Genomic DNA, 21,338 nt, shown 5'->3' with positions numbered 1-21,338 from the left:
CTCGGCTCTCGCACGCAATCGGGATAGTTTCGCGCGAATCTCGAATAAAGACAGAAAAACAATGGCGAAACGGCCTACAAAATCCCCGCATGGGCGGCCGCCAGCGTCGCCGGGCCGATCTCCTTGCGCGCCTGCGCCCGATAGCGGGGCCAGGCGTCCAGCGCCTCGATCAGCAGCGTCTTCGCCCGCCGATGCGCCATCCCATAACGCGCCGCCGCGACCGTGAAGGCGACACCGCCCACGATCATATCGAGTACCGCCGCAGGCTTGGGAAGCGACGCCCGCCAGTTCGTATAGGCGACTTCCGCCTGCACCGCCCCCAGCGCTTCGTAGAACATGGCCGGGCCACGCGGCGAACGGTCCACCCGCGCCTCGATGCTGGCGATCGCGATCGCGACGTCGCCCACGACGATGCGATGCGCGGCATAGATCGCCTCGGCCGCCGCCAGCTGGTCCTTGTCGATATGCCCGGCGCTGAACAGCCGCGCCAGCGATCCCTCGGTCCGGTGCGCGACATCGCGCAGCGTCTCGGGCGTCGCTTCCTTGCCGGTGAACCGGCGGTCTTCCTTCAGCCGCTGTTCGTGCGCGCGGGCCGCCGCGTTGCGCAGGGCCTTGCGTTCCTGGCGGTTGAGCCCGGTCGTATCGATCCTGGGCATGACGCGCGGTTTGCCCAGCACCAGGCGATGCACGCGGTCCGCCTCGCGCGCGCGGCTGGCGGCGATCCGGGCCATGGTTTCGCCGGGATCGCGATAGGACGGACATGGTGCGGTGGCCAGGAGGCGGGCGGCTTGCGCGGCCAGGCCGAAATTCTGTGTCATGCGAAATTCACCCCAGTGTCATCCGGGGCGTATCCCAGCGCTCGGCGCGGCGGCAGGGTCGGATTTGGGCCGCGCCTCAGTCCTGCCCAGGATCGAAGTCGAGCACAGGCTCCATGGGAGGTGGGGCGGGCCCCCGGACGATATCGTCGTCCACGATATATCCCGCCTTCCGCAATTCGCACAGCGCCTCGGCCAGCCGGTCGGGCAGGACGATCCCGCGCGCGCCCGGGCGTCGGAATATCAATCGCTCCGCCTCCAGGACGCGCAGCGACGCCTTCACCCCGCTGCGGCTCGAGCCCGTACCTTCGGCGATTTCGGAGATGGAGGGCGATCCGCCCCACCGCGCGACATACGCCCGGATAAAGGCCAGTACGAGCAGCTTGCGGCTCGCCATCGCCGGTTGCAGACGCAGCGCCTCTTCCATCGATATCGATATGCTCCCCGGTCGATTAATATAGGGAGTATCAACATTGTAGGAAAGGCACCGCCGCCCATGCGACGGCACCGGTCACGCCCGCTCCGGCAGGGCCCGTCTTCCGACCGACCGCACGCCGCGCGACGGCGCGCCGGGCGACGCGCTGGCGGTGGTCGGCGACTTTCCGATCAGCCCCGCGCCGCCAGCAGCATCCGCGCACCTTCGGCAAGGAAGCCCGAACGATTGGTCGAAATCTTGTCGATCGCCGCGATCAGGCTTTCGTCCATCGTGACGTTGATCCGACGTTGCTTGCTCGGCAGCTCGGCACGGACCAGCACGCGCGCGGCTTCATCCACGTCCGGATCGCGGGCGACCGCATCCAGCTCGGATGGAGACGGGATGGCGTCGCCATATTCGGCCGACAACTTGATATGGCCGTTCAACGCCACCTCGGCGTTGCGCGCGGCCTGCTGCAAGGTGTCGCCGAACGACGTGCAGCCGGGCACGTCCGGGAAGTAAACCCCGAAGCCCTTCGTGGCCCGCTCGATGATCGCGGGATAATAAGCGATTCCCATGGTCACAGTCCTTTCTAAGCCGTGAGGGAGGAGAAGGTCGAAGCCGGGGGGCTCCGCTGACCCTTAGGTCAGCTTCACCCCCGTTTGCCTCTCGATGCTTTTCAAAGTTCCGATTGGCATTTCGCGTTTCGGGTGGGGGACGGTGGCTGTTCCGGGCTTGGTGGGGTGCCTGAAGTGCCTGTGGCTTCCACTCTGCCGGACCTCGAACCATCCGTCGGCTCCGATCCGCTTTATGACTTCCTTGCTTGTCATCTCCTTCCCCCTTGATGAGTGTGTATATACACACTCAGGGGGGGGCAAGGCGCAAGAGAAAAGTGTGTATAGTGTGTATTAATTCACGCGGCGCGGCGAATGGCGATGCTCGGTGAAAAGTGTTTTCCTACAGGCACTTGTTCCTGTCTTGTTCTGGTCATGGACGAATCAGAGGAAATGATCGCCGGGTTTTTCCATCTCACCCGCTCCCTGCGCCGGGAGCGTGAACGGCAGGAAAAGTCACGCGCGAACAAGGACGATCCCATCATGCGCGCGATCCTCAACCGGATCGAAAATGAGCGGCGACGTGCGCTGCGCCAGGCGCGCCTCGAATGGGCGGAAGATCGCGACGAATGGGAACGGCGATGGCGATAGCGGACGGCTTCAGCCCGAAGCGTTCGCCTCGGTGGCGCGCCGAGAAATATCGCGCGCGCGCGCGATAGTGTCCTGTGCGGCCGCGATATAGGCCGGGTCGCCTTCTGCCAGCGCATCGGCAAGCAACTCGGCCTGATCGTCGGTGCCGGTCAGATATTCCGCCGCGTCGAAGGGAATGGTTTTCGTCGGCATCGCCTACGCCGCGATCGGCTCGCCCACCCGGATCTCGCCCACCCGCGCGCGGACCTGCGCCAGGTCATAGGCGGCCTGCATCCGGAGCAGCGTCTCCGGATCGAGGCCGAATACCTTCTGCACCCGAATAGCCATTTCCGGCGTGACGCTGTTGTGTCCGTTCAGGACGGGGCTAAGCGACTGCCGCGTCACGCCTAGGCGCGCTGCTGCGTCGACGACGGTCAGGTCGTGCGCGTCGATCAGCTCGGCGCGCATCCACACGCCCGGATGGATGAACATGCTGTCGTGCAGCTTGATAGCCATCAGTGATAATCCTCCAGATCAAGTTCGATGATCGCCCCGGCCTCATCCAGCCGGAAGGTCATCCGCCAGTTGCGGGTGACGGTCAGCGACCATGTTCCCGCGCGATCGCCGGTCAACTGGTGAGCGCCATAGTTCGGGGGAACCATCAACGCGTCCACCGAGGTGGCGGCATGAAGGAAAGCGATCATCCCGCGAAGCCGCTCGACCAGCTTTCCGTCGAGCCCCCGGCTGTTGCCGGTTTCGGCGAAGCGGCGGAGCGCCTTGTGCGAGATGGTTTCGATTTCCATGCCCGCAATCTAGTGCCAGCCGCCCGGAACGTCAAGCGTCGCTTGACGCTTTACGCTTAGATTCGAGAACGACCCAGCCCCATGACGAATGTCGGGCGATCCCCAAACGACGCGGTGGTCAATGCGGCTTGGTGAAGGGTATGGCGAATCAGCCCTTCAAAGGTACGGTCATCGTATGGATCATCCTCATATTCTTGCACCATCACCTCATTGTATAAATCAAGGAAATATCCGATAGAGGAAACTAGAATTTTGATCTCACGCCGTTGTCGAAAATTGATCGTCTTCGCATGGCCGATGACCTCTTTAAAATAATCCTTAGCAATGCCCATTTCTTTCTGGAATTCTGACATTTTTTTATGCCAGCCGGGCGCGTATGAACCATCTGCTTCGAAATATTTCAAAGCCTCCGAAGATGCGAAAAGGACGTGCTCGACCTCCTCAACGATATCTTTCTGCTCGACCTGACGCTCTTGATTGATAGCTCTGTCGGCCAACCATGCCGCACCCAACACCGTCCCGACCGCACCGACCAAGGCGCCAATAAGCGCTCCAGAAAAAGCGAAGACGTCATCACTCTTCAGCCCAAGGTAGAGCAGCATGGTAACCGCCCCGCCAAATAGCCCCGCGATCGCGAAGCCTGCCAAACCGAAAACCCACTGATCCCGTCTGATTGCCACCAAAAGCCCCCTCAAAATCAGTTCCTGTTCAACCTGGTCGGAAACACCGGCCCCCGCACGGTCATCAGGTCGGCTGGATAGGGTCGTTGCAACGCCACCACGTCGTCATAGCTGCCGGTCAACCACCGCTCCTGGTCGTCGGGTGCCAGAATCGTGATCATCGCCTTCGGGTGGATCGGTCGCACCAGCTCGTTCGCGTCGCAGGTGACCATGGCGAAGTACCGGACGCCGTCGATCTCGCGCCAGAAACCGGCGATGGTGAAGATGGGCTGGTCCTGAAGGGCGAACCACATCTCCCCCTTGATCGGCGCGCCGTCGCCGACCGCGTGCTTGTCCGGCGTCCACTCGCAAAACTCGGTGAGGGGGATGAGGCAGCGCTGCTCGGGCCGCTCGGCCAGCCTGCGCCATTGGGGCAGGGCCAGGTTGCGCACGTTCGTCATGGGATAGGGCGCGCCCTTGCCCGCCACGTCCCAGGCCATGACATCGAGCCCCAGGCCGCCCGCTTCACCCCGCCGCAGCACATAGGCGCGCGATCGGGGAAACAACTCCTGCGGATGGAAGCGATTGTCGCGCGGCTGCTCGGTCAGCCATTCGGCCTGGAAGTCGCGGAACAGGTCGCCCGCCTCGCCCTTGAACCGCGCCCGATTACACATGCCGCCTCCTCAACATCGACCGATCCGGCCACCCACGTCCCAATCGGACCGATACCGCGCCTGCCCGCGCCGCAGCTGGCCGCATGACAGATCCTCGCCCCCGGCCGAAACGAAGGCCAGCGTCCGGCCATAGCGATCGCGGCCGACGCGCTTGATGGCGATCGGCGCGACCAGCGCGCGCTGGAGGCTGCTCCGCGAGGCGACGGGATCGCCGGCGACGCACCGCCGACCCGGCCTGCAATGGCCGGGCATCTCCGGCGCATCGATCCCGATCAGCCGGATGCGCTCGCGCCCGCAGCGCAGCGTGTCGCCGTCCACCGCCCGACACCGGCCCCTCGCCTCGATCGCTTGCGGCAGGAGCAGCGCCGCCATCGCCAGGATGTTCGACCCGCGCACGCTACCGGGTGAACAGCCAGAGCAGAAAGGCCATTCCCGCGATGCCAAACGCGACATAAGCGGCCCAGCTATCGACCTGGCGCTGATGGGCTGCCGCCTCCGCCCGGATCTGCTCCAGCTTCGCCGCATCCGCTTCCGCCGCGTCCTCGGCCGCCGCCTCCTCCGGATTGATGACCCGGAGTTTCGCTCGCGCCGCCGCGATCTTGCCCTGCACCTCGGCCGCCATGGTCGGAGTCAGGCCAGCGGAAAGCGCCTCCTTCCCGGCGCTGACCATCAGCTTCAACCCCTGCTCGAAGTCCGGCACCCATCGCAGGCCGACCTCCATGGCATCCAGTATCGCGAGCGAAACCGTCGCGCGGCGCTCCGCCATCCCCTGCACCGCCGCGAACTGCACGACATGCTCTTGCAGGCGGATCAGCGTCTTCAAGCCGATGTTGGTCAATTCGGCGATGGCGAACCTGGCCGTCAGCGGCCGATCCTCCTCGGGCGACGTCGCGATCGCGTGGCCGAAGGACACGGCCACTTCCCGCATGCGGACATTGTCGAGACTGGATTGTTGCGCGACGGCATTCCCCTTGCCCAGCCACGCCTCCGACACGGTCGGGTCGATCTCCAGCACCCTGTTGAAGTAGCTTATGGCCTCTTCGTTATTGCCCGCTTCGACCGCCGTTCGCGCCATGCCGAGCAAATTCGGAATGGCATCATGCCCCTGTGCCACAAAACCCCCCGTGCTTATCGGTTAACGGACGGGCGCTTCCGCCGTCCCGTCGACAGGGATCGAACCAGCCCGCCGCAGCCCCGGTCATCAACAGGAAAAGCATCCGCTTTGACGCGTACCGCGCATTTTCCATCGTGATTCGCCAAGCGCTCTCCAACCCCACCGGCCTCATTTCCAGAAGGCCGTTACGACGCATGAGTTACATCCTGCCCGAGCCCGCCTGCCCGCTCGGATGCACGCCCTGCACCGTCAGGTGTTCGACGATCGCGGGCGTTGTTGCCGAGCGCCATGATCGGTTGCAGCATTTGCTTCATCGCGCGCGGTCCGAACCGGGTGCCGTGACAAGCGAGCAGATCGCGCATTCGAGAGCGCTTTGGGAAGCTGCCGTGCGAGCTCGAGAGCGAGCTCGTCCCCTTCCAGACCAGGCGATGCCTCCAGGAGACCAGCAAACATCTCGGCCAGCGCGGGCTCGCTAGGCAGCATGACGTCCATGGTCACCGTTTGAAACGACGGCTCCCGAGGTGGAATCGGAGCATCGACATCGGGATCGTCCGTGGCTCCGGTCAGATACGCCGTGGTGGTCGCCAACTCCCGAGCGATCTGGTGCAGATGCGTGGTCGCGTACTGCTTACCGGACAGCAGCCTGGTTATCGTCGGTTGGGTGACGCCTACGGCGCGTGCCAACGCATTCGCGGAAAATCCCCGCGTTTCCATAAGCTGCCGCAATCGCGCCCGATCGATCATGCGCGGACGCTATACTTTTCCGTATTGCCTCCCCATCATATTATCCGTATTAGTGCCATATACCGATTCGTATAGATTGAACGACGGGAGGCAGCGCGGTGACGATATCGCCGGGACAGTATGGGACACCGCTGGAGGCGATCCAGGCGGCCGTCTCGATTCTCGGTGGACAGGCCCCGACGGCCCGCGTTGCCCATGTCACGCAGCCCACCGTCTGGCGTTGGGTCAAAGGCAAGGCGCGCGTTTCGCCCCATGCCTGCATCCCGATCGAGGATCATTCGGGCGTGTCCCGTCACGATCTGCGCCCTGACGTTTTCCCGCGCGACCCCAGCCCTGCGGCGCCCAGCGCCCCGCCCCTGATCGGATCGGCGCGCCCGTGACCGGCCGAATCGCCCTCCCTCTCGTCCGCCAGTCGGGTGGCGAGCGCCAGCAGCGCCGTTCGGGGTTGATACCGCTGCTGGCGTCCTGTTTCTCATCGAGCAACGATATCGCCAGCATAGCGGGGCGTCCGTCGCCATCGCCGCGCCGTTTGGCGATCAAACTCACTGGTAGACGGACCGTCGAGGGTCGGCGGTGGGTACGCTCGGCAGGGGATGCCCGCCATCGACCAATCCAGCGCGTTGAAGCGCATCCTGCCGTGGCTGTTCGCAACACCACGGTAACCGAAGCTGGCGACGCATCCCGCGTCGCCAGCAGAGGACTGGCGGTATGACCGGCCCTCTAAGTCATCGGGACGCCGAGGCAAGGATAGAGGCGGCCTCGTGGACGCCCGCCCGGTACCTTGTGCTGACGTCAATTTACGCTGTCAGTGATGATCACGACGCCAAGCCCCGTCGTTTTTTCGCCTTCACTGCCAACCGCCATGGGTTTCGGAATGCGTTGGAACCAGCTTGTCCCGATGCGAAGGAAACTACCGATCGGCGCGCTCTGACTAAGCCCGGCTTCCATAAGTGTTTGGTGAATGCTTACCGCACTCGCCGCGCCGTCCTTGAACTGAAATTCGACACCGTTGCCAGAAAATGGCTCGATTGTACCGCTTCCGGTACCGTGAAGAACCATACGACAGTTCCGGAAAGTGCAGTCGATGTAGTCATTTCCGTCGAGAATCAGCTCTTCGTTTTCAAACGTTCGGTTTTCATACCTCATGTCAATACGACTCCCATCGTGGTTAACGCGGCCACAGTAACCGAAGGCGGAGGCGCGTCCAGCCCCACCGGTGGAGGGCGCATGGCATGACCTATTCCCGTGATCCCATGACCTTCGAGGCGGCGCTGGACATGATCGTCGACCGCATCGGGCAACCGGCCGCTTTGAAGGTCGCCAGACGCGCGCGCCGCACGCTCGCCGACTGGTCCAATCCGCATTGCGAGCTTACGCCCCCCATCAAGACGGCGCTGGCGCTGGACTGCGCCTGGCGCGCGTCCGGCGGGACGGGCGCGCCGATGCTCGATACCTATCGCCGCCTGTTCGAATCGAGCGCGCCCTCGGCGGTGGCCGTCGACCAGGGCGCGCTGCCCGACCTGACCGTGCTGTGCATCAAGGAAGGCGCGGAGGCGAAAGCCGCCCTCGTCGTCGCGATGCAGCCGAGCGCCACCGCCCGCCAGCGCCGCGAGGCGTTGCAGGAGGTGACGCAAGGCATCGCGGCCTTCGAGTCCACGCTTCCCCACCTGATGGTCCTGCAACCGCCATGACCGCCGCCGCCGATCGTACTCCCGAACTCCCATCGAACGACCCGACGCCGCCCCCGCCGATCCGACCCGATCGGCGGAGCGGCAAATTGCTGCCCGGAGCCCGACCGACCCATGACGATCGCCTGCGATATCGATGAACTGCTGGTGGCACTTTCCGAGGCGCGGGTCGCCCGCGACCGCGTCGCGCGCCAGCTCCCCGACGGCGTCGTCCAGGACACGAGCGAACAGACCCTGCTCGTCCAGCGCCTTAACGGCGCATTCGTCCACCTGTCGCGCGCCGTGCTCGACATGCGCCTAGCGGTCGATCCGTTTCTCGACGCGCAGATCCTCGACATCACCCCGGAGCGCCGCCGGTGATCACGCCCGGCGCCTATCTCAAGGCCCTGCGCTGCGGTGCCCGCCAGTCGCTGAACGACATGGCGGCGGCCATCGACACGGTGCCGCACCTGACCGACTTCGAACGGGCCGAATGGCTGGAGCGGATCGAGGCCGATATCGCGCCGATCGATCTCACCACGCTCGCCGTGCTGAGCCGTGTCTACCCGATCGATAGCGCGGTCCTCTACGAACTGGAGCGGCATCGCTGCGGCATCGAGGAGGCGACGACCCCGCTCTGCCTCATCTGCGGCAAGACCGACCGGGCGAAATGCACCGTGGGCCATGAAGCCGCCTGCCGCTGGACCGCGCCCCCTCGTCGCGCAGGAGTCCCCGCATGATGGCCGAATTCCATCGCCGCGTGACGACGACGCTGCGGACCCTGACCTTCGTCACGGCGATCATGGCCGGTCTGGCGACGGCGTTCCTGCTGATGGGCCACCCGCGCGTCGCGCTCGCCGCCGTCATCCTGATCCTTTTCGCGCAGATCATCTCGATCGAGACGCTGCGTGCCTTCGCCGTCCTCCAGAGCCGGGAGCCCCGCCGATGAAGCCGACCGCGCCCACCTCGCTGCACCCGATGACGTGCCGCTGTGCCGATTGCCGTCCCGTCGAAACTCCGGCCGACAATCACCTGCGCCCGAACGATATCGCCCTGCTGGCGATCGCGGGCGTGATCGTCGGCCTGATCCTCGCCGAGCTGCTCGACTGGATGATCGCCGGCCCCGGCGTCATCCCGGAGTTGGGGCTGTGAGCGTCGAGGACCACGCAAGGAAGCTGGGTGATCGGCTCAAGGACATGCCCGTCCTCGTCACCCGGGCCGACGTGCTGGAGTATCTGGCCAAGCTGAGCAGCAACATGGCTGACGGGCTGGGGATGGGCAACGTCATTTGCGACATCGCACGCGACGCCCATGATCCCGGCCTCGACGCACTCGCCGCCGTGTGGAAGGCAAAGCTGCCCGCGCCCGATCTTCAGATCGCCGCCGCGCAGGATGCCGCCACCTACCTCCGATCGCTGGCGGCGGAAGACCGCATCATCGCGGCCCGCACCGCTGCCGACCAGGCCAAGAGGGAGCCCACCCGTGGCTAATGCCCAAGACCATGCGAACCATGAACTCGTGCGGCGCATCGGCGCTGCCATGCAGGACGATCTCGAACTGGTCATGAACGGCCACTTGCTATCGGCCCAGGTCGTTCTGTCGCCGGGCGAGGTGGCGTTCCTGCTGCTCAAGACCGCGTCGAACGTCATGCGGGGCGCGATGCTGTACATGTTGCAGACCAAGCTAGACGAACCGACGCTCGACGAAGTGTGCGATGGTGCCGAAAGGGCCTTTGCCGAACTGGTGAAGAATGGCCGCCCGCAGGTCATGGCGAAGTTCGTCGAACTGACCGCAACGCAGCCCCACGCTCGTTAGGGATCGAAAGCGTGACGCTCCCCGTCTCCACCCTGAGCGCAATCGGTCGCGAAGCCGAGGAAGACATGCGCGCCGAGCTGGCCGTGCGCTTTCCCGACGCTCGACGGATCGGCGCATATGAGAAAGCGCTGTTGCGGCAGATGCTGGACATCGTCTGGCAGCGCCGCATCGCTCACCATTATCGCATGCGCAACGAGGGCGAGAGCCTCGAAGGCAACGAGAAGCGGGCGGCCGAGGAGGAGGCATTCCGAAACGGCGGCCGGTATCGCGCCATCATGGCGGTCATGAGCGCGGCATACCGCGCCCAGCAGCGCTTCCTGGAGATCAACCCGGATCGCGAGCGCCGCCAGTCCGTGCTCGACCGTATTTCGGCATGGCGGTTGACGGTAGCGCAGACCCACGGTGCCAAGACGTCCATCCTACAGGCTGTCCGTGGCCGGGGTGAAATCAGCCCCCGCTGGCGCGTGGGGTCCAATAATCCTTGGGGCCCGGGCGAAGCCTGCCTGTCCAATAGCGAGACGACCTGCATCCATTGCGGCGCGCCCGGCGACGATCTCATCATTTTCGACGGGCAAGAGCACTGCCCGAGCTGCGGCGAAGGCTGGGTCGTGGGCGATTATCACTGGCTGTCGCTGGCGGACTGCCTCGCCTACCGCGACGATCGCGAGGCCGGGCGCGTCCAGGACGATGAGCCGAACGGCTGGCGTGGGCATTTCGCCATGTCGGTCGGCCATCTCGTGGGTATCGCCGCATGAAGCGTCCGACCCACCGATCCCGCGACATCGTCGCCGGTTGCTTCACCTGCAACGGCACCGCCCCGATCTGGACCGCCGCCAACGCGCAGGCGCTGGCCGCGAAGCACCATGACGCCACCAAGCACCAGACCTGGTGCGACATCGTCATGTCCATCCGATACGGCGAAGCCGACCGGGACGACCGCCAGACCGACATCGAGGATGCGATCGCGGAGCGCGCCGCGTGACCGAACGCCTGGAACGAGCCGCCGGCGTCACTCCCACCTTGCGGGGGCGATTATGACGCCCGCCCTGGCTGCCCTGGTCGACGCGATTGCAGGGCTCATGGTCGCAGAGGATGCTGCGCGCACCAACAAGAATCGGAGTGAACCATGTTACGCGCAGCGATCTACGCTCGCTTCTCCTCGGAACGACAGTCCGCCACCTCGGCCGAAGACCAGATCGCGCTCTGCACCGAAAGAGCCCGGCGCGAAGGCTGGGAGGTCGCCGGGGTCTACACGGACATCGCGATCAGCGGCGCATCCAACCGGCGGCCTGGGATGACGGCACTGCTGGCGGACGCGTCCGCCGGCGCATTCGATATCGTGCTGTCCGAAGCGATCGACCGCATTTCGCGCAACCAGGCGGATATCGCGACGATCTTCCAGCGGCTGGAATTCGCCAACGTCCCGATCGAGACCCTGTCCGAGGGGCGCATCACCGAGATGCACATCGGGTTCAAGGGCACCATGTCGGCGGTCTTCCTGAAGGATCTCGCCGACAAGATCCGGCGCGGGCAGCGCGGCGCCGTCTCGCGCGGGCGCATTCCGGGCGGGCTGGCCTATGGCTATCGCGTCGTGCCCCGAATCAACGACCGGGGCGAACTGGACCGGGGCCTGCGCGAAATCGTGCCGGAAGAGGCGGCGGTCATCCGTCGCGTCTATCGGGAGTATCTGGCCGGTCGGAGCCCGAAGGCGATCGCCCACGACCTGAATTGCGAAGGCATCCCCTCCCCTGCTGGCGGCGAATGGCGGGCGTCCTCGATCGCCGGGCACCGGGCTCGCCGCCTGGGGATGCTGCACAACCCGATCTACGCGGGGCGCTTCCTCTATGGCCGCGTAACCATGAAGCGCGATCCGGACAGCCGCAAACGCATCTCCCGCGTCACCTCGTCCGAGGACCAGGTCATGGTCGACATGCCCGAGCTGCGAATCGTCGACGAGGAGACGTGGCAGGCCGTCCAGGACCAGACCGAGCAGCGCGCGACCGGCCCGATGGGCCAGCACAAGCGCCCGCGCCACCTGCTCTCCGGGCTGATCACCTGCGGCAAATGCGGCGGGTCGGTATCGATCGTTGGGGGAAAGCGGCTGGGCTGTATCCGCCATCGCGAAGCGGGCACCTGCGAGGTGCGCAAGACGATCTGCCGCGAGGAGCTGGAGGGGCGGGTGCTGGCGGGCATCGTCAACAACCTGCTCTCGCCCGAGGCGATCTCGCTGCTGGTCCAGCGGTACCATGTCAAGGCGGCCGAATATGAGAAACGCGACCGCGAATCGCTGGACGCCATCGATAAGCGTCTCGGCGCGGCGGAACGTGCAATCGCCCGCCTCGTCGCGGCGATCGCGGAAGGCGCGGCGGACTTTACGGAGATTCGCGAAGCCCTGGCGGCGCGGAAGGCCGATCGCGATTCGCTGATCCGCCAGCGCCAGGAGCTCGCTGCGGACAGTGTGGTGATCATGAACCCAGGCGTCGTCGACGACTATCGCCGCCGCGTGAAATCGCTGTCGCGGACGCTGGACGAATCGACAGGGGTCGAACAGGCCGAGGTGAAGCAACGGCTGCGCGACTTGATCGAAGGCGTGAAGATCCGTCCGACCAATACCGATTGGGATATCGAGGTTCTGTCGTCTCTGGGATCGGCAGTCGCTCTCGCGACGTCTCCCCAGAACCCCCGAAGGGGTTCTGGAAAGTCTGCACCGGTGGTAGCGAAGGAGGGACTTGAACCCCCGACACGCGGATTATGATTCCGCTGCTCTAACCAGCTGAGCTACTTCGCCATGCCAGGCGTTCCACCCGGTGGAGGCGCGCCTATAGACAGGGGTTTTCAGGGCGTCAAGCAAACAAATGCCGCGAGATCATTTCCCACGGACCGCCCCGATACCACCATGCGCCCAGCCCGATCAGTTCGACCGCGCGGGGCCGGAAATCGCGCTCCATCTGTTGCAGCAGCAGCTTGGCGGTGGTCGGCGTCACCTTGTTCTGGACGGTGACATGCGGCCGCCATCCCCCCGCATCCTGCGGGGTCAGCAGACCGGCAAAGGCCTCGACCAGTTCGCGACGGATCGCGACCAGTCCCGGCGACTCGATCCGGATCGCGACACCCCGGCCCAGCGACATCACCCCGCCCGCCCGGGCCTCCGGCGCGCGGAGCCCGCGCGTCAGGCCGTTCAGCCGGTGCTTCAATTCCGCCTCGACCGAGGGGGGCAGATGGTGGAACAGCGTGCAATGCGCGTCGAGGACGTTGCGCTCGGGCGGGAAATGCTCGCGCCGCAGCCCGTCGAACCAGCTTTGGTCCGCCCGCCCGAACAAGGCGGAGACGATGATCGGCGCGGGAGTGGACGACACGCGCTAGATTTCCACCTGGCTGCCCAGTTCGACCACACGGTTGGTCGGCAGGCGGAAGAACTCCATCGCGCTTTCGGCGTTGCGCAGCATCCAGGAGAACAGCTTCTCGCGCCACACCGACATGCCGGGCCGCTCCGCCGCCAGCAGCGTCTGGCGCGACAGGAAGAAGCTGGTGTCCATCATCTTGAAGCTGCCGCCCGCCATCTCGACCCGCTTCAGCGCGGCGGGGACATCGGCCTCCTCCATGAAACCGAAGCGCAGGACTAGGCGATGGAAGCCGTGCCCCAGATCGTCCAGCTTGGCGCGGTCATCCTCGGGCCAATAGGGCTGGCTGACGATCTTGACCGTCAACAGGATGATCCGCTGGTGCAGCACCTTGTTATGCTTGAGATTGTGGAGCAGCGCGTGCGGCACCCCCTCGGGCGAGGAGGTCATGAAGATCGCGGTGCCCGGCACCCGGCTCGCCGCGCCCGCCGCCGAATCGATGAAGATGTGGATCGGCATCGTCCCCTCGCGCAGGCGCTGGATCATCAGCTTGCGGCCCGTCGACCAGGTGGTGAGGAAGGTGAAGATGATGAAACCGACCAGCAGCGGGAACCAGCCCCCGGCGGGCACCTTGGTCAGATTGGCGAGGAAATAGGCCCCGTCGACCAGGAAGAACAGCGCCAGCAAGGGCACGGCGGCATAGAGCGGCCACTTCCACAACCGGGTCAGCGCGACGCCCAGCAGGCAGGTGTCGATCAACATCGCCCCCGTCACCGCGATGCCGTAGGCCGAGGTCAGGTTGGACGAAGACCGGAAGAACAGCACCAGCAGGATCACCATCACCATCAGCATCCAGTTGATGAGCGGGATGTAAATCTGCCCCGCGGTCGCCGCCGAAGTATGCTCGATCCGCAGGCGCGGCATGAAGCCGAGCTGGATCGCCTGCTGCGTGACCGAGAAGGCCCCGGTGATCACCGCCTGGCTGGCGATGACGGCGGCGGCGGTGGCCAGGATGACGAGCGGCAGTTGCAACCCTTCGGGCGCCAGCATGTAGAAGGGGCTCTCCAACGCCGCCGCACCCTCGCGGAACAGCAACGCCCCCTGCCCCATATAGTTGAGCATCAGCGCAGGGAGCACGAAGACCAGCCACGACAGGCCGATCGGCCGCCGCCCGAAATGGCCCATATCGGCATAGAGCGCCTCGGCGCCCGTCACCGCCAGCACCACCGAGCCCAGTGCCAGGAAACCGCGCAATGGATCGATGAAGAAGAACTGGATCGCATAATGCGGCGACAGCGCCCACAGCACGCCCGGCGTCTGGATGAAACTCAACACCCCCAGCACCGCGATCGACGCGAAATAGACGAGCATGACGGGGCCGAAGAACAGGCCCACCCGCTCGGTCCCCGACCGCTGGATCTTGAACAGCACGATCAGGATGGTGATCGCGATCGGCAGGACGAAGCCGCCGAACGCGGGCGCGGCGACCGCCAGGCCCTCGACCGCGCTCAGCACGGTGACGGCGGGCGTGATCATGCTGTCGCCATAGAAGAGCGCGGTGGCGAACACGCCCAGCAGCACGATGCCGCGCGACCAGCGCCGTGTCTTGGTCTGCCCCGACACCAGCGCGAGCAGCGCCAGGCTGCCCCCCTCGCCCTTGTTGTCGGCGCGCATGATGATCGCGACATATTTGACCGACACGACGACCATCATCGACCAGAAGATCAGGCTGATGACGCCCAGGATATGCGCGGTGTCGAGCGGCAGCGGATGGTGCGGGTTCGCGAAGGTCTCGCGGAACGCATAGAGCGGGCTGGTGCCGATATCACCGAACACGACGCCGATCGCCCCCAGCGCCAGCCGCGCCATGCCCTGCGGATGATGCGGCTGCGGGTCTTCGCTGGCCATGATCGCGTTTCCGGTCGGTGCGATGCTCATGACCGGGCGATCGTGCCGGTGATGGGAAGGATCATCGGCGACATGAGTGGCAACCCTGTGATCATCGCGACGCCCTAGCATGGCCCCAAAAGGCCAGCAACGCGGACGCATCGCGCTTGTTGCGTTCCGGCACGATTTGGCGGGGCGGGCGATGCGGCGGTGCAACAGTGGCGTTGGGCTCTGCGAGGCTCCGTTGCCCTCCCCCAGCCCCTCCCGCCTGCGGGAGGGGAGAGGTGCTGGGAGACGAACGGCCCGCCAACCCACAGGTCGGTAATTGGCGGCGGCGCACACCGCTCGCCAAGAGCACGCCCCTCCCGCAAGCGGGAGGGGATGGGGGAGGGAAAGCCGCGAAGGGCTCTACTCGCCGCTGCCCCGATATTCCCCCTCCGAAACGGTTCACCTCCCGCCCATGATCGGCTAGGGCATCCCCATGGTTAGTCGTCCCGCCCCAGAGGCCGCTTCGGAATTCCCGTCCTCCGTACTCGCGCCATCGGCGCCCATCGTCACCATCGACGATGTCCGCGCCGCCCATGCGCGGATTTCGGATCATATCATCCGCACGCCGACCCTGATCAGCCGGACCCTGTCGCAACTGACCGGCGCGACCGTCTATCTCAAGTTCGAGAACCTCCAGTTCACCGCCGCCTACAAGGAACGCGGCGCGCTCAACACGCTGCTGCAACTCTCCGACGAAGCGCGGGCCAAGGGCGTGATCGCGGCCTCGGCGGGCAATCATGCGCAGGGGCTCGCCTATCACGCCAACCGGCTGGGCATCCCCGCGACCATCGTCATGCCGCGGACCACACCCATCGTGAAGGTCGTCCAGACCGAAGGCCATGGCGCGACCGTGGTGCTGGAGGGCGACACGTTCGACGCCGCCTATGCCCATGCCCGCGTGCTGGAGGCGGAACGCGGCTTCACCTTCATCCACCCGTTCGACGATGCGCGGGTGATCGCGGGCCAGGGAACGGTCGCGCTGGAAATGCTGGAGGACGCGCCCGACATCGACACGCTGATCGTGCCGATCGGCGGCGGCGGGCTGATCTCCGGCATCGCGACGGTCGCCGCCGCCATGCCCCGCCCGGTCGAGGTTGTCGGGGTGCAGGCCGAACTCTTCCCGTCGATGTACAACAAGCTGAACGGCACCGACCTGCCCTGCGCCGGCGATACGCTGGCCGAGGGGATCGCGGTCAAGGTGCCGGGCGGCCTCACCTCGCAACTGGTCGCGCAACTGGTTCGTGAGATCGTGCTGGTCGACGAACGCCATCTGGAGGAAGCGGTCAGCGCACTGCTCCAGATCGAGAAGACGGTGGTCGAAGGCGCGGGCGCGGCGGGCCTCGCCGCGATCATGTCCCATCCCGAGCGGTTCCGGGGCAAGACGGTGGGCATCGTGCTGTGCGGCGGCAATATCGACACGCGGCTACTCGCCAACGTCCTGCTGCGCGACCTGGCGCGGTCGGGGCGGCTCGCCCGCCTGCGCATCCGGTTGCAGGACCAGCCGGGCGCGCTGTTCAACGTCGCACGCATCTTCGACCGCGAGCGGGTGAACATCATCGAGGTCTATCACCAGCGCGTCTTCACCACCCTGCCCGCCAAGGGGCTGATCACCGATATCGAGTGCGAGACGCGCGACGCGCTGCACCTGCACCGGCTGATCGAGGCGTTGCGCGCCAGCGGATATGAAACGACTCAGGTCGAACTGGCCTGAACAGCTTAGTTTTTTATGGAATCGTCCCGTTTCCGAACGATGCTGGCCATCGCTTCGGGCGGGAGGATCGTTAATAAGGGACAATCATCCCCCCTTGAAGGAACTGCCCGGCGGTGACCGCGCCTTTTCGTTTCCCGCGCTTCTTCGTCACCAGCCCGTCCCCCTGCCCCTATCTGCCGGGGCGTGACGAGCGGAAGGTGTTCACCGAACTGAACGGCGAACATGCGGGCGAGTTGAACGAGGCGCTGAGCCGGATCGGTTTCCGCCGTAGCCAGGGGGTCGCCTATCGCCCATCCTGCGCGGGCTGCACCGCCTGTATCTCGGTGCGCGTCGTGGCGGGGGAATTCCGCCCCAACGCCACCCAGCGCAAGCTGCTGCGCCGCCATGCCGATCTGGAGGTCACCGCCTGCCAGCCCTGGGCGACCGCCGAGCAGTTCCAGCTGCTCCGCCGCTATCTGGGCGAGCGGCACCCGGGCGGCGGCATGTCCGCGATGGACGAAAGCGACTATGCCGACATGGTCGAACTGTCACCGGTCCAGTCGGTGCTGGTCGAATATCGCGAACCCACCGGCCCCGAGGGGCAGCGTGGTCGGCTGGTCGGCGCGTGCCTGACCGATCGGCAGGGTGACGGCCTGTCGATGATCTACAGCTTTTTCGAGACGCAGGATGACAGCCGCCCGGGACTGGGCAATTTCATCATCATGGACCACATCCTGCGCGCCCGCGCCGCCAGTCTGCCCTATGTCTATCTCGGCTATTGGGTGAAGGGGTCGCCGCGCATGGCGTACAAGACCCGCTATCAACCGCTGGAAGCCCTGGGCCCGCGCGGCTGGGCGACCTTCACCGGCGAGCCATCCGAACCGCCGCCGGTTGGAGCGTTGGGCTAAGGCCAATCCATTCGTTTTTTCGAATTTCGCGCGAAGCCGCGATGACGCGAAGAGGTTATACGCGCCGACACTCATTGGCCGTGCCTGCCCAACGATTGAGCGTGCGGGTCGCAAAGCGAAACAACATCTTCGCGCCATCGCGGCTTCGCGCGAACCAATCGCTTCTCACAATATGATGAATGTCGATTGGGCAAACTATGCTGACCATCGCCCAATAATGGGTTGAACCCTTGGTACCGTGAACAAGGATGATCGCCCGCCATCCCTACCCATGCCGGGATGACGGTACGTTCCGTTCGCGTGGACCGCATTCTGGCGGCGCGGTTACTGCGCCGCGTTCGGCACCGCCAAGCCGCCCCAGGGCTCCCCCGCGACCGCCGCCGCGCCGGTCGCGTCGAGTGCCACCGCGACGCGGACATGGCGGTCCTGCGGGCTGAGCCCGGTACAGGGATCGAAGCCGATCCAGCCTGGTCCCTCGACATGGGCCTCCGCCCAGCAATGCGGGCTGCCATGTTCCGCACTTCCAAGCGCCGCATAGCCCGAGACATAGCGCGCCGGGATACCCAGCGACCGTGCGGCCACGCAGAAGATATGCGCCAGATCGCACGGCGTCGCACGATTCTCGGCGAAGATGCGCGCGACATCCAGGCGAACGACCCGCGCCTCGAAATCAACATCGAAACGCGCCTTGAGCGCGGCATTCAGGGCGTGGAGCGCCGCGAGCGGACCCTCTGCCCCTTGCGTCGCCTCCGCCGCAAATCCCACGATCACGGGATCGGCGGGAGTCGCGTCCGTCATGCGCAGGAAGAGCGGCGGCGGCAGCGTCTCGGTCGCGCCGTGGATCAGGCCGTGCGCGTCGCTGGTCAGCACCTCCCCGGTGGCGGTGATCGTCACGACCTCCGGCGTATCCTCGACATAGAGCATGGTCACCGCGTTGCCGAAGCCGTCATGGCTTGCCCGCAATCGCGCGTCGCAATCCACGTCGATCCGCCAATGCGCGACCGTCTGGTCGTCATGATTTTCGGGCGTCAGGCGCAGCATCTGCACCATGGGGCCGCCCGCCACTCGGGGGCGGCAGGCGAGGTGATGCTCGATCGCGATCCGCATCAGGCGAACTTGAACTGACGGCCGATGGCGCCGTGCAGTTGGGCATTCTCCTGAATAAAGGCTTCGAGAAACTGATGAAGCCCGCCCGCGATCACATCGCCCGACCGCGTCTTGGTCATCCGGTTTGCGCGCACCCTCGCCATACGATCCGCTTCCCCATGCTGCCCCGTTCGCCGGGCGAGTTGCCCCAGCACATCCACCGTTTCCTCGACCGACGCCGCCAGGCTGCGCGGCAATTCGGCGCGCGCGATCAGCAGGTCGATGACGTTCGCGGGCTTCAGCCCGTCCGAATAGAGCCAGCGATAGGCAGTGACGGCGGACACGGTCTGAAGGATCGTCGTCCACTGGTCTCGATCGACGACGCCGCCGATCCGCTCGCCCGCCGGCAGGAGGATGTGATACTTCACGTCGAGCAAGCGCGCGGTGTTGTCCGCGCGCTCGACCGCCTGGCCCAGCCGGATAAACCATGTCGTCTGGTTGCGCAGCATCCGGTGCACCGCGCCCTCGAAACCGCGCGTCTCGTTCTTCACCGCCTCGACCAGGCTGAGCACCGCCGTCGGGTCCTCCGCCGCCGGTCGCGCCTCGAAATGCAGCCAGGCGCGGTTGATCGCGCTCCAGGCTTCACGGGTCAGCGCGGTGCGCACGGCGCGCGCATTGGTCCGCGCCATGTCGACGCAGCGGACGATCGAACCGGGGTGGCAGCTTTCCACCGTCAGGAAGCGGGCGACCTCCCGCCGCCGCAGTTCGCGCCCGCCCTCGGCGAACGCGCTGGCGGTATCGGTGACGGCCAGTGCCGACCCCCAGGCCGCCAGCCCCGCGGAGCGCGGCGACAGCACGTCGAGCCGGACGGTCGCCTCGACCAGCCGGGCGATGAAATCCGCCCGCTCGAAATAACGCCCCAGCCAGTAGAGCGAGGATGCGGTACGCGAAAGCATCAGCGCACCCCCTGCGTCTGGATTTGCGATTCCTGGCTCTGCACATGGACCCAGCTATCCGGTTCGGGGGCGAGCAGGACGAAGCTGTCCTTGGTCCCGCCGCCCTGGCTGGAATTGACGACCAGCGAGCCTTCGCGAAGCGCGACGCGGGTCAGGCCGCCGGGCGTCACCTCCACGCCGTTGCGTCCGGTCAGGACGAAGGGGCGGAAATCGACATGGCGCGGCGCGACGCCGCTTTCCACCAACGTCGGCACGGTCGACAGCGCCAGCGTCGGCTGCGCGATGTAGCGATGCGGCTCGGCGATCAGCGCCGCCCGGAAATGCTCGATCTGCACCTTGGTCGCGGTGGGGCCGACCAGCATCCCGTAACCGCCCGATCCGTCGACCAGCTTGACGACCAGTTCGTCCAGATGGTCGAGGACATAGGCCAGCGCCTCCGGCTCGCGGCAGCGCCAGGTATCGACATTCTTCAGCTTGGGCTCGGCGCCCGAATAATAGCGGACGATATCGGGCATATAGCTGTAGATCGCCTTGTCGTCGGCGATGCCGTTGCCCGGCGCGTTGAGGATGGCGACATTGCCCGCCGCATAGGCCGCGATCAGACCCGGCACGCCCAGCATCGAATCGGGACGGAAGACCAAAGGATCGAGGAAATCGTCATCGACCCGGCGATAGATGACATCGACCTTCACCCGCCCCGCGATGGTGCGCATCCATACGATGTCGTCGTCCACGACCAGATCGGCCGCCTCGACCAGTTCGACGCCCATCGAATCGGCCAGGAAGCTGTGTTCGTAATAGGCGGAGTTGTAATGACCCGGCGTCAGGACGACGCAGGTCGGCTCGGCGACGCCGTGCGGCGCGACCGACTTCATCGTGGCGAGCAGCCGGTCGGGATAGCTGTCCACCGCCGCCACGCGGAACTGGCGGAACAGTTCGGGGCAGAGGCGCAGCATCGCCTCGCGATTCTCCAGCATATAGCTGACGCCCGAGGGCGTGCGGGCATTGTCCTCCAGCACGAAGAAATCGTCCGGGCCGGTGCGGACCAGGTCGATGCCGCAGATATGCGCCCAGACGCCGTGCGGCGGCCGTATCCCCGCGATCTCGGGGCGGAATTGCGGATTGCCGAAGATCAGGTCGGGCGGCAGCACGCCGTCGCGCAGGATCTTCCGCTCGCCATAAATGTCGTCGAGAAAGGCGTTGATCGCTTCCACCCGCTGGATCAGCCCTTCGGACAGGCGCGCCCATTCCGCGGGCAGGAAGACGCGCGGTACGATGTCGAACGGAATGATCCGCTCCGCCGCATCGCTTTCGCCATAAACCGCGAAGGTGATGCCCAGCTGGCGGAAGGTCGCCTCGGCCGCCTGCTGACGACGGCGCAGTTCGCCATCGGGGGTATGATCGAGCCAGCGTTGCAACGCAGAGAGTTCGGGCCGCGGTGCCGCAGCGCCGGAAGCCCCCATGATTTCGTCGAACGCGGCGATTGTCCCCATCCGGTCGTTACGCTCCCCCTAATGGCCTGGTTCCATGCT

General features: G+C 65.7%; 32 protein-coding genes and 1 tRNA gene. 14 read left to right on the top strand and 19 right to left on the bottom strand.

Annotated elements, in window-relative coordinates; genetic code table 11:
* Positions 1-74: 74 nt before the first annotated feature.
* The 4 genes from SM191_RS09115 to SM191_RS09100 all read right to left on the bottom strand — a co-directional run bounded on the left by SM191_RS09115 (position 75) and on the right by SM191_RS09100 (position 2,060).
* Positions 75-818, bottom strand: a complete 744-nt coding sequence (locus SM191_RS09115) for a hypothetical protein (RefSeq protein WP_341505911.1) — start codon at positions 816-818, stop codon at positions 75-77.
* A 76-nt stretch (positions 819-894) separates the two neighbouring features.
* Positions 895-1,242 (bottom strand): LexA family protein, encoded by a 348-nt coding sequence (locus SM191_RS09110; RefSeq protein ID WP_341505910.1) that lies wholly within the window; start codon positions 1,240-1,242, stop codon positions 895-897.
* 179 nt (positions 1,243-1,421) lie between these two features.
* Positions 1,422-1,808, bottom strand: a complete 387-nt coding sequence (locus SM191_RS09105) for a type II toxin-antitoxin system HicB family antitoxin (protein WP_341505909.1) — start codon at positions 1,806-1,808, stop codon at positions 1,422-1,424.
* Between the two features lie 63 nt (positions 1,809-1,871).
* Complete coding sequence (locus tag SM191_RS09100) at positions 1,872-2,060, bottom strand: type II toxin-antitoxin system HicA family toxin (RefSeq protein ID WP_341505908.1); 189 nt, start codon at positions 2,058-2,060, stop codon at positions 1,872-1,874.
* A gap of 99 nt (positions 2,061-2,159) precedes the next feature.
* Here SM191_RS09100 and SM191_RS09095 point away from each other — a divergent pair, with 99 nt between their 5' ends.
* Positions 2,160-2,435 (top strand): hypothetical protein, encoded by a 276-nt coding sequence (locus tag SM191_RS09095; RefSeq protein ID WP_341505907.1) that lies wholly within the window; start codon positions 2,160-2,162, stop codon positions 2,433-2,435.
* A 9-nt stretch (positions 2,436-2,444) separates the two neighbouring features.
* Here the strand turns inward: SM191_RS09095 and SM191_RS09090 are convergent, their stop codons facing one another.
* The 8 genes from SM191_RS09090 to SM191_RS09055 all read right to left on the bottom strand — a co-directional run bounded on the left by SM191_RS09090 (position 2,445) and on the right by SM191_RS09055 (position 6,408).
* Entirely contained in the window at positions 2,445-2,627 is a 183-nt protein-coding gene (locus tag SM191_RS09090) for a helix-turn-helix domain-containing transcriptional regulator (protein ID WP_341505906.1), read from the bottom strand.
* 3 nt (positions 2,628-2,630) lie between these two features.
* Positions 2,631-2,930 (bottom strand): HigA family addiction module antitoxin, encoded by a 300-nt coding sequence (locus SM191_RS09085; protein WP_341505905.1) that lies wholly within the window; start codon positions 2,928-2,930, stop codon positions 2,631-2,633.
* On the bottom strand, positions 2,930-3,217 hold the full coding sequence (locus SM191_RS09080; protein WP_341505904.1) for a type II toxin-antitoxin system RelE/ParE family toxin: 288 nt from the start codon (positions 3,215-3,217) through the stop codon (positions 2,930-2,932). Before SM191_RS09080 ends, SM191_RS09085 begins: the two co-directional genes overlap by 1 nt.
* Before the next feature lie 56 nt (positions 3,218-3,273).
* Positions 3,274-3,897 carry a hypothetical protein gene (locus tag SM191_RS09075; RefSeq protein ID WP_341505903.1) on the bottom strand — a complete coding sequence of 208 codons (624 nt, stop codon included), beginning with the start codon at positions 3,895-3,897 and terminating at the stop codon, positions 3,274-3,276.
* A 17-nt stretch (positions 3,898-3,914) separates the two neighbouring features.
* Positions 3,915-4,550 carry an SOS response-associated peptidase family protein gene (locus tag SM191_RS09070; RefSeq protein ID WP_341505902.1) on the bottom strand — a complete coding sequence of 212 codons (636 nt, stop codon included), beginning with the start codon at positions 4,548-4,550 and terminating at the stop codon, positions 3,915-3,917.
* A gap of 9 nt (positions 4,551-4,559) precedes the next feature.
* Complete coding sequence (locus SM191_RS09065; protein ID WP_445949835.1) at positions 4,560-4,946, bottom strand: thermonuclease family protein; 387 nt, start codon at positions 4,944-4,946, stop codon at positions 4,560-4,562.
* Between the two features lies 1 nt (position 4,947).
* A complete protein-coding gene (locus tag SM191_RS09060; RefSeq protein WP_341505901.1) occupies positions 4,948-5,664 on the bottom strand; it encodes a hypothetical protein in 717 nt (238 codons plus the stop codon).
* Positions 5,665-5,913: 249 nt separating this feature from the next.
* Complete coding sequence (locus SM191_RS09055) at positions 5,914-6,408, bottom strand: helix-turn-helix domain-containing protein (RefSeq protein ID WP_341505900.1); 495 nt, start codon at positions 6,406-6,408, stop codon at positions 5,914-5,916.
* A 98-nt stretch (positions 6,409-6,506) separates the two neighbouring features.
* Between SM191_RS09055 and SM191_RS09050 the strand changes: the two genes are divergently transcribed.
* Entirely contained in the window at positions 6,507-6,788 is a 282-nt protein-coding gene (locus tag SM191_RS09050; RefSeq protein WP_341505899.1) for a transcriptional regulator, read from the top strand.
* A 412-nt stretch (positions 6,789-7,200) separates the two neighbouring features.
* Here the strand turns inward: SM191_RS09050 and SM191_RS09045 are convergent, their stop codons facing one another.
* A complete protein-coding gene (locus SM191_RS09045) occupies positions 7,201-7,554 on the bottom strand; it encodes a hypothetical protein (protein WP_341505898.1) in 354 nt (117 codons plus the stop codon).
* Positions 7,555-7,640: 86 nt separating this feature from the next.
* Between SM191_RS09045 and SM191_RS09040 the strand changes: the two genes are divergently transcribed.
* The 10 genes from SM191_RS09040 (at position 7,641) to SM191_RS08995 (ending at position 12,645) form a co-directional block, all read left to right on the top strand.
* Positions 7,641-8,099, top strand: a complete 459-nt coding sequence (locus SM191_RS09040) for a hypothetical protein (protein WP_341505897.1) — start codon at positions 7,641-7,643, stop codon at positions 8,097-8,099.
* Between the two features lie 111 nt (positions 8,100-8,210).
* Positions 8,211-8,456: a hypothetical protein gene (locus tag SM191_RS09035; protein ID WP_341505896.1), complete on the top strand. Its 246-nt coding sequence runs from the start codon at positions 8,211-8,213 to the stop codon at positions 8,454-8,456.
* Positions 8,453-8,815 carry an XRE family transcriptional regulator gene (locus SM191_RS09030; RefSeq protein ID WP_341505895.1) on the top strand — a complete coding sequence of 121 codons (363 nt, stop codon included), beginning with the start codon at positions 8,453-8,455 and terminating at the stop codon, positions 8,813-8,815. Before SM191_RS09035 ends, SM191_RS09030 begins: the two co-directional genes overlap by 4 nt.
* Positions 8,812-9,024: a hypothetical protein gene (locus tag SM191_RS09025; protein ID WP_341505894.1), complete on the top strand. Its 213-nt coding sequence runs from the start codon at positions 8,812-8,814 to the stop codon at positions 9,022-9,024. Before SM191_RS09030 ends, SM191_RS09025 begins: the two co-directional genes overlap by 4 nt.
* Positions 9,021-9,227, top strand: coding sequence for a hypothetical protein (locus SM191_RS09020; RefSeq protein ID WP_341505893.1), 207 nt, complete (start codon positions 9,021-9,023; stop codon positions 9,225-9,227). Before SM191_RS09025 ends, SM191_RS09020 begins: the two co-directional genes overlap by 4 nt.
* A 44-nt stretch (positions 9,228-9,271) precedes the next feature.
* The gene (locus tag SM191_RS09015; RefSeq protein ID WP_341505892.1) at positions 9,272-9,565 is read left to right on the top strand and encodes a hypothetical protein; all 294 of its coding nucleotides are present in this window, start codon (positions 9,272-9,274) and stop codon (positions 9,563-9,565) included.
* Entirely contained in the window at positions 9,558-9,890 is a 333-nt protein-coding gene (locus SM191_RS09010; RefSeq protein WP_341505891.1) for a hypothetical protein, read from the top strand. The genes SM191_RS09015 and SM191_RS09010 overlap by 8 nt, the downstream gene beginning before the upstream one ends.
* A gap of 11 nt (positions 9,891-9,901) precedes the next feature.
* Positions 9,902-10,645: a hypothetical protein gene (locus SM191_RS09005; RefSeq protein WP_341505890.1), complete on the top strand. Its 744-nt coding sequence runs from the start codon at positions 9,902-9,904 to the stop codon at positions 10,643-10,645.
* Positions 10,642-10,872 (top strand): hypothetical protein, encoded by a 231-nt coding sequence (locus SM191_RS09000; RefSeq protein ID WP_341505889.1) that lies wholly within the window; start codon positions 10,642-10,644, stop codon positions 10,870-10,872. The genes SM191_RS09005 and SM191_RS09000 overlap by 4 nt, the downstream gene beginning before the upstream one ends.
* A gap of 144 nt (positions 10,873-11,016) precedes the next feature.
* Entirely contained in the window at positions 11,017-12,645 is a 1,629-nt protein-coding gene (locus SM191_RS08995) for a recombinase family protein (protein WP_341505926.1), read from the top strand.
* Here the strand turns inward: SM191_RS08995 and SM191_RS08990 are convergent.
* From SM191_RS08990 to SM191_RS08980, 3 genes are all read right to left on the bottom strand, one after another.
* Positions 12,602-12,678, bottom strand: a tRNA-Met gene (locus tag SM191_RS08990). The genes SM191_RS08995 and SM191_RS08990 overlap by 44 nt on opposite strands.
* 55 nt (positions 12,679-12,733) lie before the next feature.
* The gene (locus tag SM191_RS08985) at positions 12,734-13,246 is read right to left on the bottom strand and encodes a 2'-5' RNA ligase family protein (RefSeq protein ID WP_341505888.1); all 513 of its coding nucleotides are present in this window, start codon (positions 13,244-13,246) and stop codon (positions 12,734-12,736) included.
* Positions 13,247-13,249: 3 nt separating this feature from the next.
* Complete coding sequence (locus tag SM191_RS08980) at positions 13,250-15,139, bottom strand: potassium transporter Kup (protein WP_341505924.1); 1,890 nt, start codon at positions 15,137-15,139, stop codon at positions 13,250-13,252.
* Positions 15,140-15,599: 460 nt separating this feature from the next.
* Between SM191_RS08980 and SM191_RS08975 the strand changes: the two genes are divergently transcribed.
* Both SM191_RS08975 and SM191_RS08970 read left to right on the top strand, forming a co-directional pair.
* Positions 15,600-16,877 (top strand): threonine ammonia-lyase, encoded by a 1,278-nt coding sequence (locus tag SM191_RS08975; protein ID WP_306999276.1) that lies wholly within the window; start codon positions 15,600-15,602, stop codon positions 16,875-16,877.
* Between the two features lie 113 nt (positions 16,878-16,990).
* Entirely contained in the window at positions 16,991-17,764 is a 774-nt protein-coding gene (locus tag SM191_RS08970) for an arginyltransferase (RefSeq protein ID WP_341505887.1), read from the top strand.
* A gap of 324 nt (positions 17,765-18,088) precedes the next feature.
* Here the strand turns inward: SM191_RS08970 and SM191_RS08965 are convergent, their stop codons facing one another.
* The 3 genes from SM191_RS08965 to SM191_RS08955 are packed head-to-tail and all read right to left on the bottom strand — an operon-like array spanning position 18,089 to position 21,299.
* Positions 18,089-18,871, bottom strand: coding sequence for a transglutaminase family protein (locus SM191_RS08965; RefSeq protein ID WP_341505886.1), 783 nt, complete (start codon positions 18,869-18,871; stop codon positions 18,089-18,091).
* Positions 18,871-19,806, bottom strand: coding sequence for an alpha-E domain-containing protein (locus SM191_RS08960; protein ID WP_306999271.1), 936 nt, complete (start codon positions 19,804-19,806; stop codon positions 18,871-18,873). Before SM191_RS08960 ends, SM191_RS08965 begins: the two co-directional genes overlap by 1 nt.
* On the bottom strand, positions 19,806-21,299 hold the full coding sequence (locus SM191_RS08955) for a circularly permuted type 2 ATP-grasp protein (protein WP_306999270.1): 1,494 nt from the start codon (positions 21,297-21,299) through the stop codon (positions 19,806-19,808). The genes SM191_RS08960 and SM191_RS08955 overlap by 1 nt, the downstream gene beginning before the upstream one ends.
* Between the last annotated feature and the right edge of the window lie 39 nt (positions 21,300-21,338).

The organism is Sphingomonas sp. 2378 (assembly GCF_038084995.1).
In the GTDB taxonomy this organism is placed as follows: domain Bacteria; phylum Pseudomonadota; class Alphaproteobacteria; order Sphingomonadales; family Sphingomonadaceae; genus Sphingomonas.
Note: the sequence above shows the minus strand (reverse complement) of the source record. Positions and strands in the feature narration are given on the sequence as shown.

Excerpts from the sequence above, each read along its gene's own strand:
- SM191_RS09115 (WP_341505911.1), bottom strand. The coding sequence starts at position 818 with ATGACACAGAATTTCGGCCTGGCCGCGCAAGCCGCCCGCCTCCTGGCC.
- SM191_RS09110 (WP_341505910.1), bottom strand. The coding sequence starts at position 1,242 with ATGGAAGAGGCGCTGCGTCTGCAACCGGCGATGGCGAGCCGCAAGCTG.
- SM191_RS09105 (WP_341505909.1), bottom strand. The coding sequence starts at position 1,808 with ATGGGAATCGCTTATTATCCCGCGATCATCGAGCGGGCCACGAAGGGC.
- SM191_RS09100 (WP_341505908.1), bottom strand. The coding sequence starts at position 2,060 with ATGACAAGCAAGGAAGTCATAAAGCGGATCGGAGCCGACGGATGGTTC.
- SM191_RS09095 (WP_341505907.1), top strand. The coding sequence starts at position 2,160 with ATGGCGATGCTCGGTGAAAAGTGTTTTCCTACAGGCACTTGTTCCTGT.
- SM191_RS09090 (WP_341505906.1), bottom strand. The coding sequence starts at position 2,627 with ATGCCGACGAAAACCATTCCCTTCGACGCGGCGGAATATCTGACCGGC.
- SM191_RS09085 (WP_341505905.1), bottom strand. The coding sequence starts at position 2,930 with ATGGCTATCAAGCTGCACGACAGCATGTTCATCCATCCGGGCGTGTGG.
- SM191_RS09080 (WP_341505904.1), bottom strand. The coding sequence starts at position 3,217 with ATGGAAATCGAAACCATCTCGCACAAGGCGCTCCGCCGCTTCGCCGAA.
- SM191_RS09070 (WP_341505902.1), bottom strand. The coding sequence starts at position 4,550 with ATGTGTAATCGGGCGCGGTTCAAGGGCGAGGCGGGCGACCTGTTCCGC.
- SM191_RS09055 (WP_341505900.1), bottom strand. The coding sequence starts at position 6,408 with ATGATCGATCGGGCGCGATTGCGGCAGCTTATGGAAACGCGGGGATTT.
- SM191_RS09045 (WP_341505898.1), bottom strand. The coding sequence starts at position 7,554 with ATGAGGTATGAAAACCGAACGTTTGAAAACGAAGAGCTGATTCTCGAC.
- SM191_RS09040 (WP_341505897.1), top strand. The coding sequence starts at position 7,641 with ATGACCTATTCCCGTGATCCCATGACCTTCGAGGCGGCGCTGGACATG.
- SM191_RS09035 (WP_341505896.1), top strand. The coding sequence starts at position 8,211 with ATGACGATCGCCTGCGATATCGATGAACTGCTGGTGGCACTTTCCGAG.
- SM191_RS09025 (WP_341505894.1), top strand. The coding sequence starts at position 8,812 with ATGATGGCCGAATTCCATCGCCGCGTGACGACGACGCTGCGGACCCTG.
- SM191_RS09020 (WP_341505893.1), top strand. The coding sequence starts at position 9,021 with ATGAAGCCGACCGCGCCCACCTCGCTGCACCCGATGACGTGCCGCTGT.
- SM191_RS09015 (WP_341505892.1), top strand. The coding sequence starts at position 9,272 with ATGCCCGTCCTCGTCACCCGGGCCGACGTGCTGGAGTATCTGGCCAAG.
- SM191_RS09000 (WP_341505889.1), top strand. The coding sequence starts at position 10,642 with ATGAAGCGTCCGACCCACCGATCCCGCGACATCGTCGCCGGTTGCTTC.
- SM191_RS08995 (WP_341505926.1), top strand. The coding sequence starts at position 11,017 with ATGTTACGCGCAGCGATCTACGCTCGCTTCTCCTCGGAACGACAGTCC.
- SM191_RS08980 (WP_341505924.1), bottom strand. The coding sequence starts at position 15,139 with ATGGCCAGCGAAGACCCGCAGCCGCATCATCCGCAGGGCATGGCGCGG.
- SM191_RS08975 (WP_306999276.1), top strand. The coding sequence starts at position 15,600 with ATGGTTAGTCGTCCCGCCCCAGAGGCCGCTTCGGAATTCCCGTCCTCC.
- SM191_RS08965 (WP_341505886.1), bottom strand. The coding sequence starts at position 18,871 with ATGCGGATCGCGATCGAGCATCACCTCGCCTGCCGCCCCCGAGTGGCG.
- SM191_RS08960 (WP_306999271.1), bottom strand. The coding sequence starts at position 19,806 with ATGCTTTCGCGTACCGCATCCTCGCTCTACTGGCTGGGGCGTTATTTC.
- SM191_RS08955 (WP_306999270.1), bottom strand. The coding sequence starts at position 21,299 with ATGGGGACAATCGCCGCGTTCGACGAAATCATGGGGGCTTCCGGCGCT.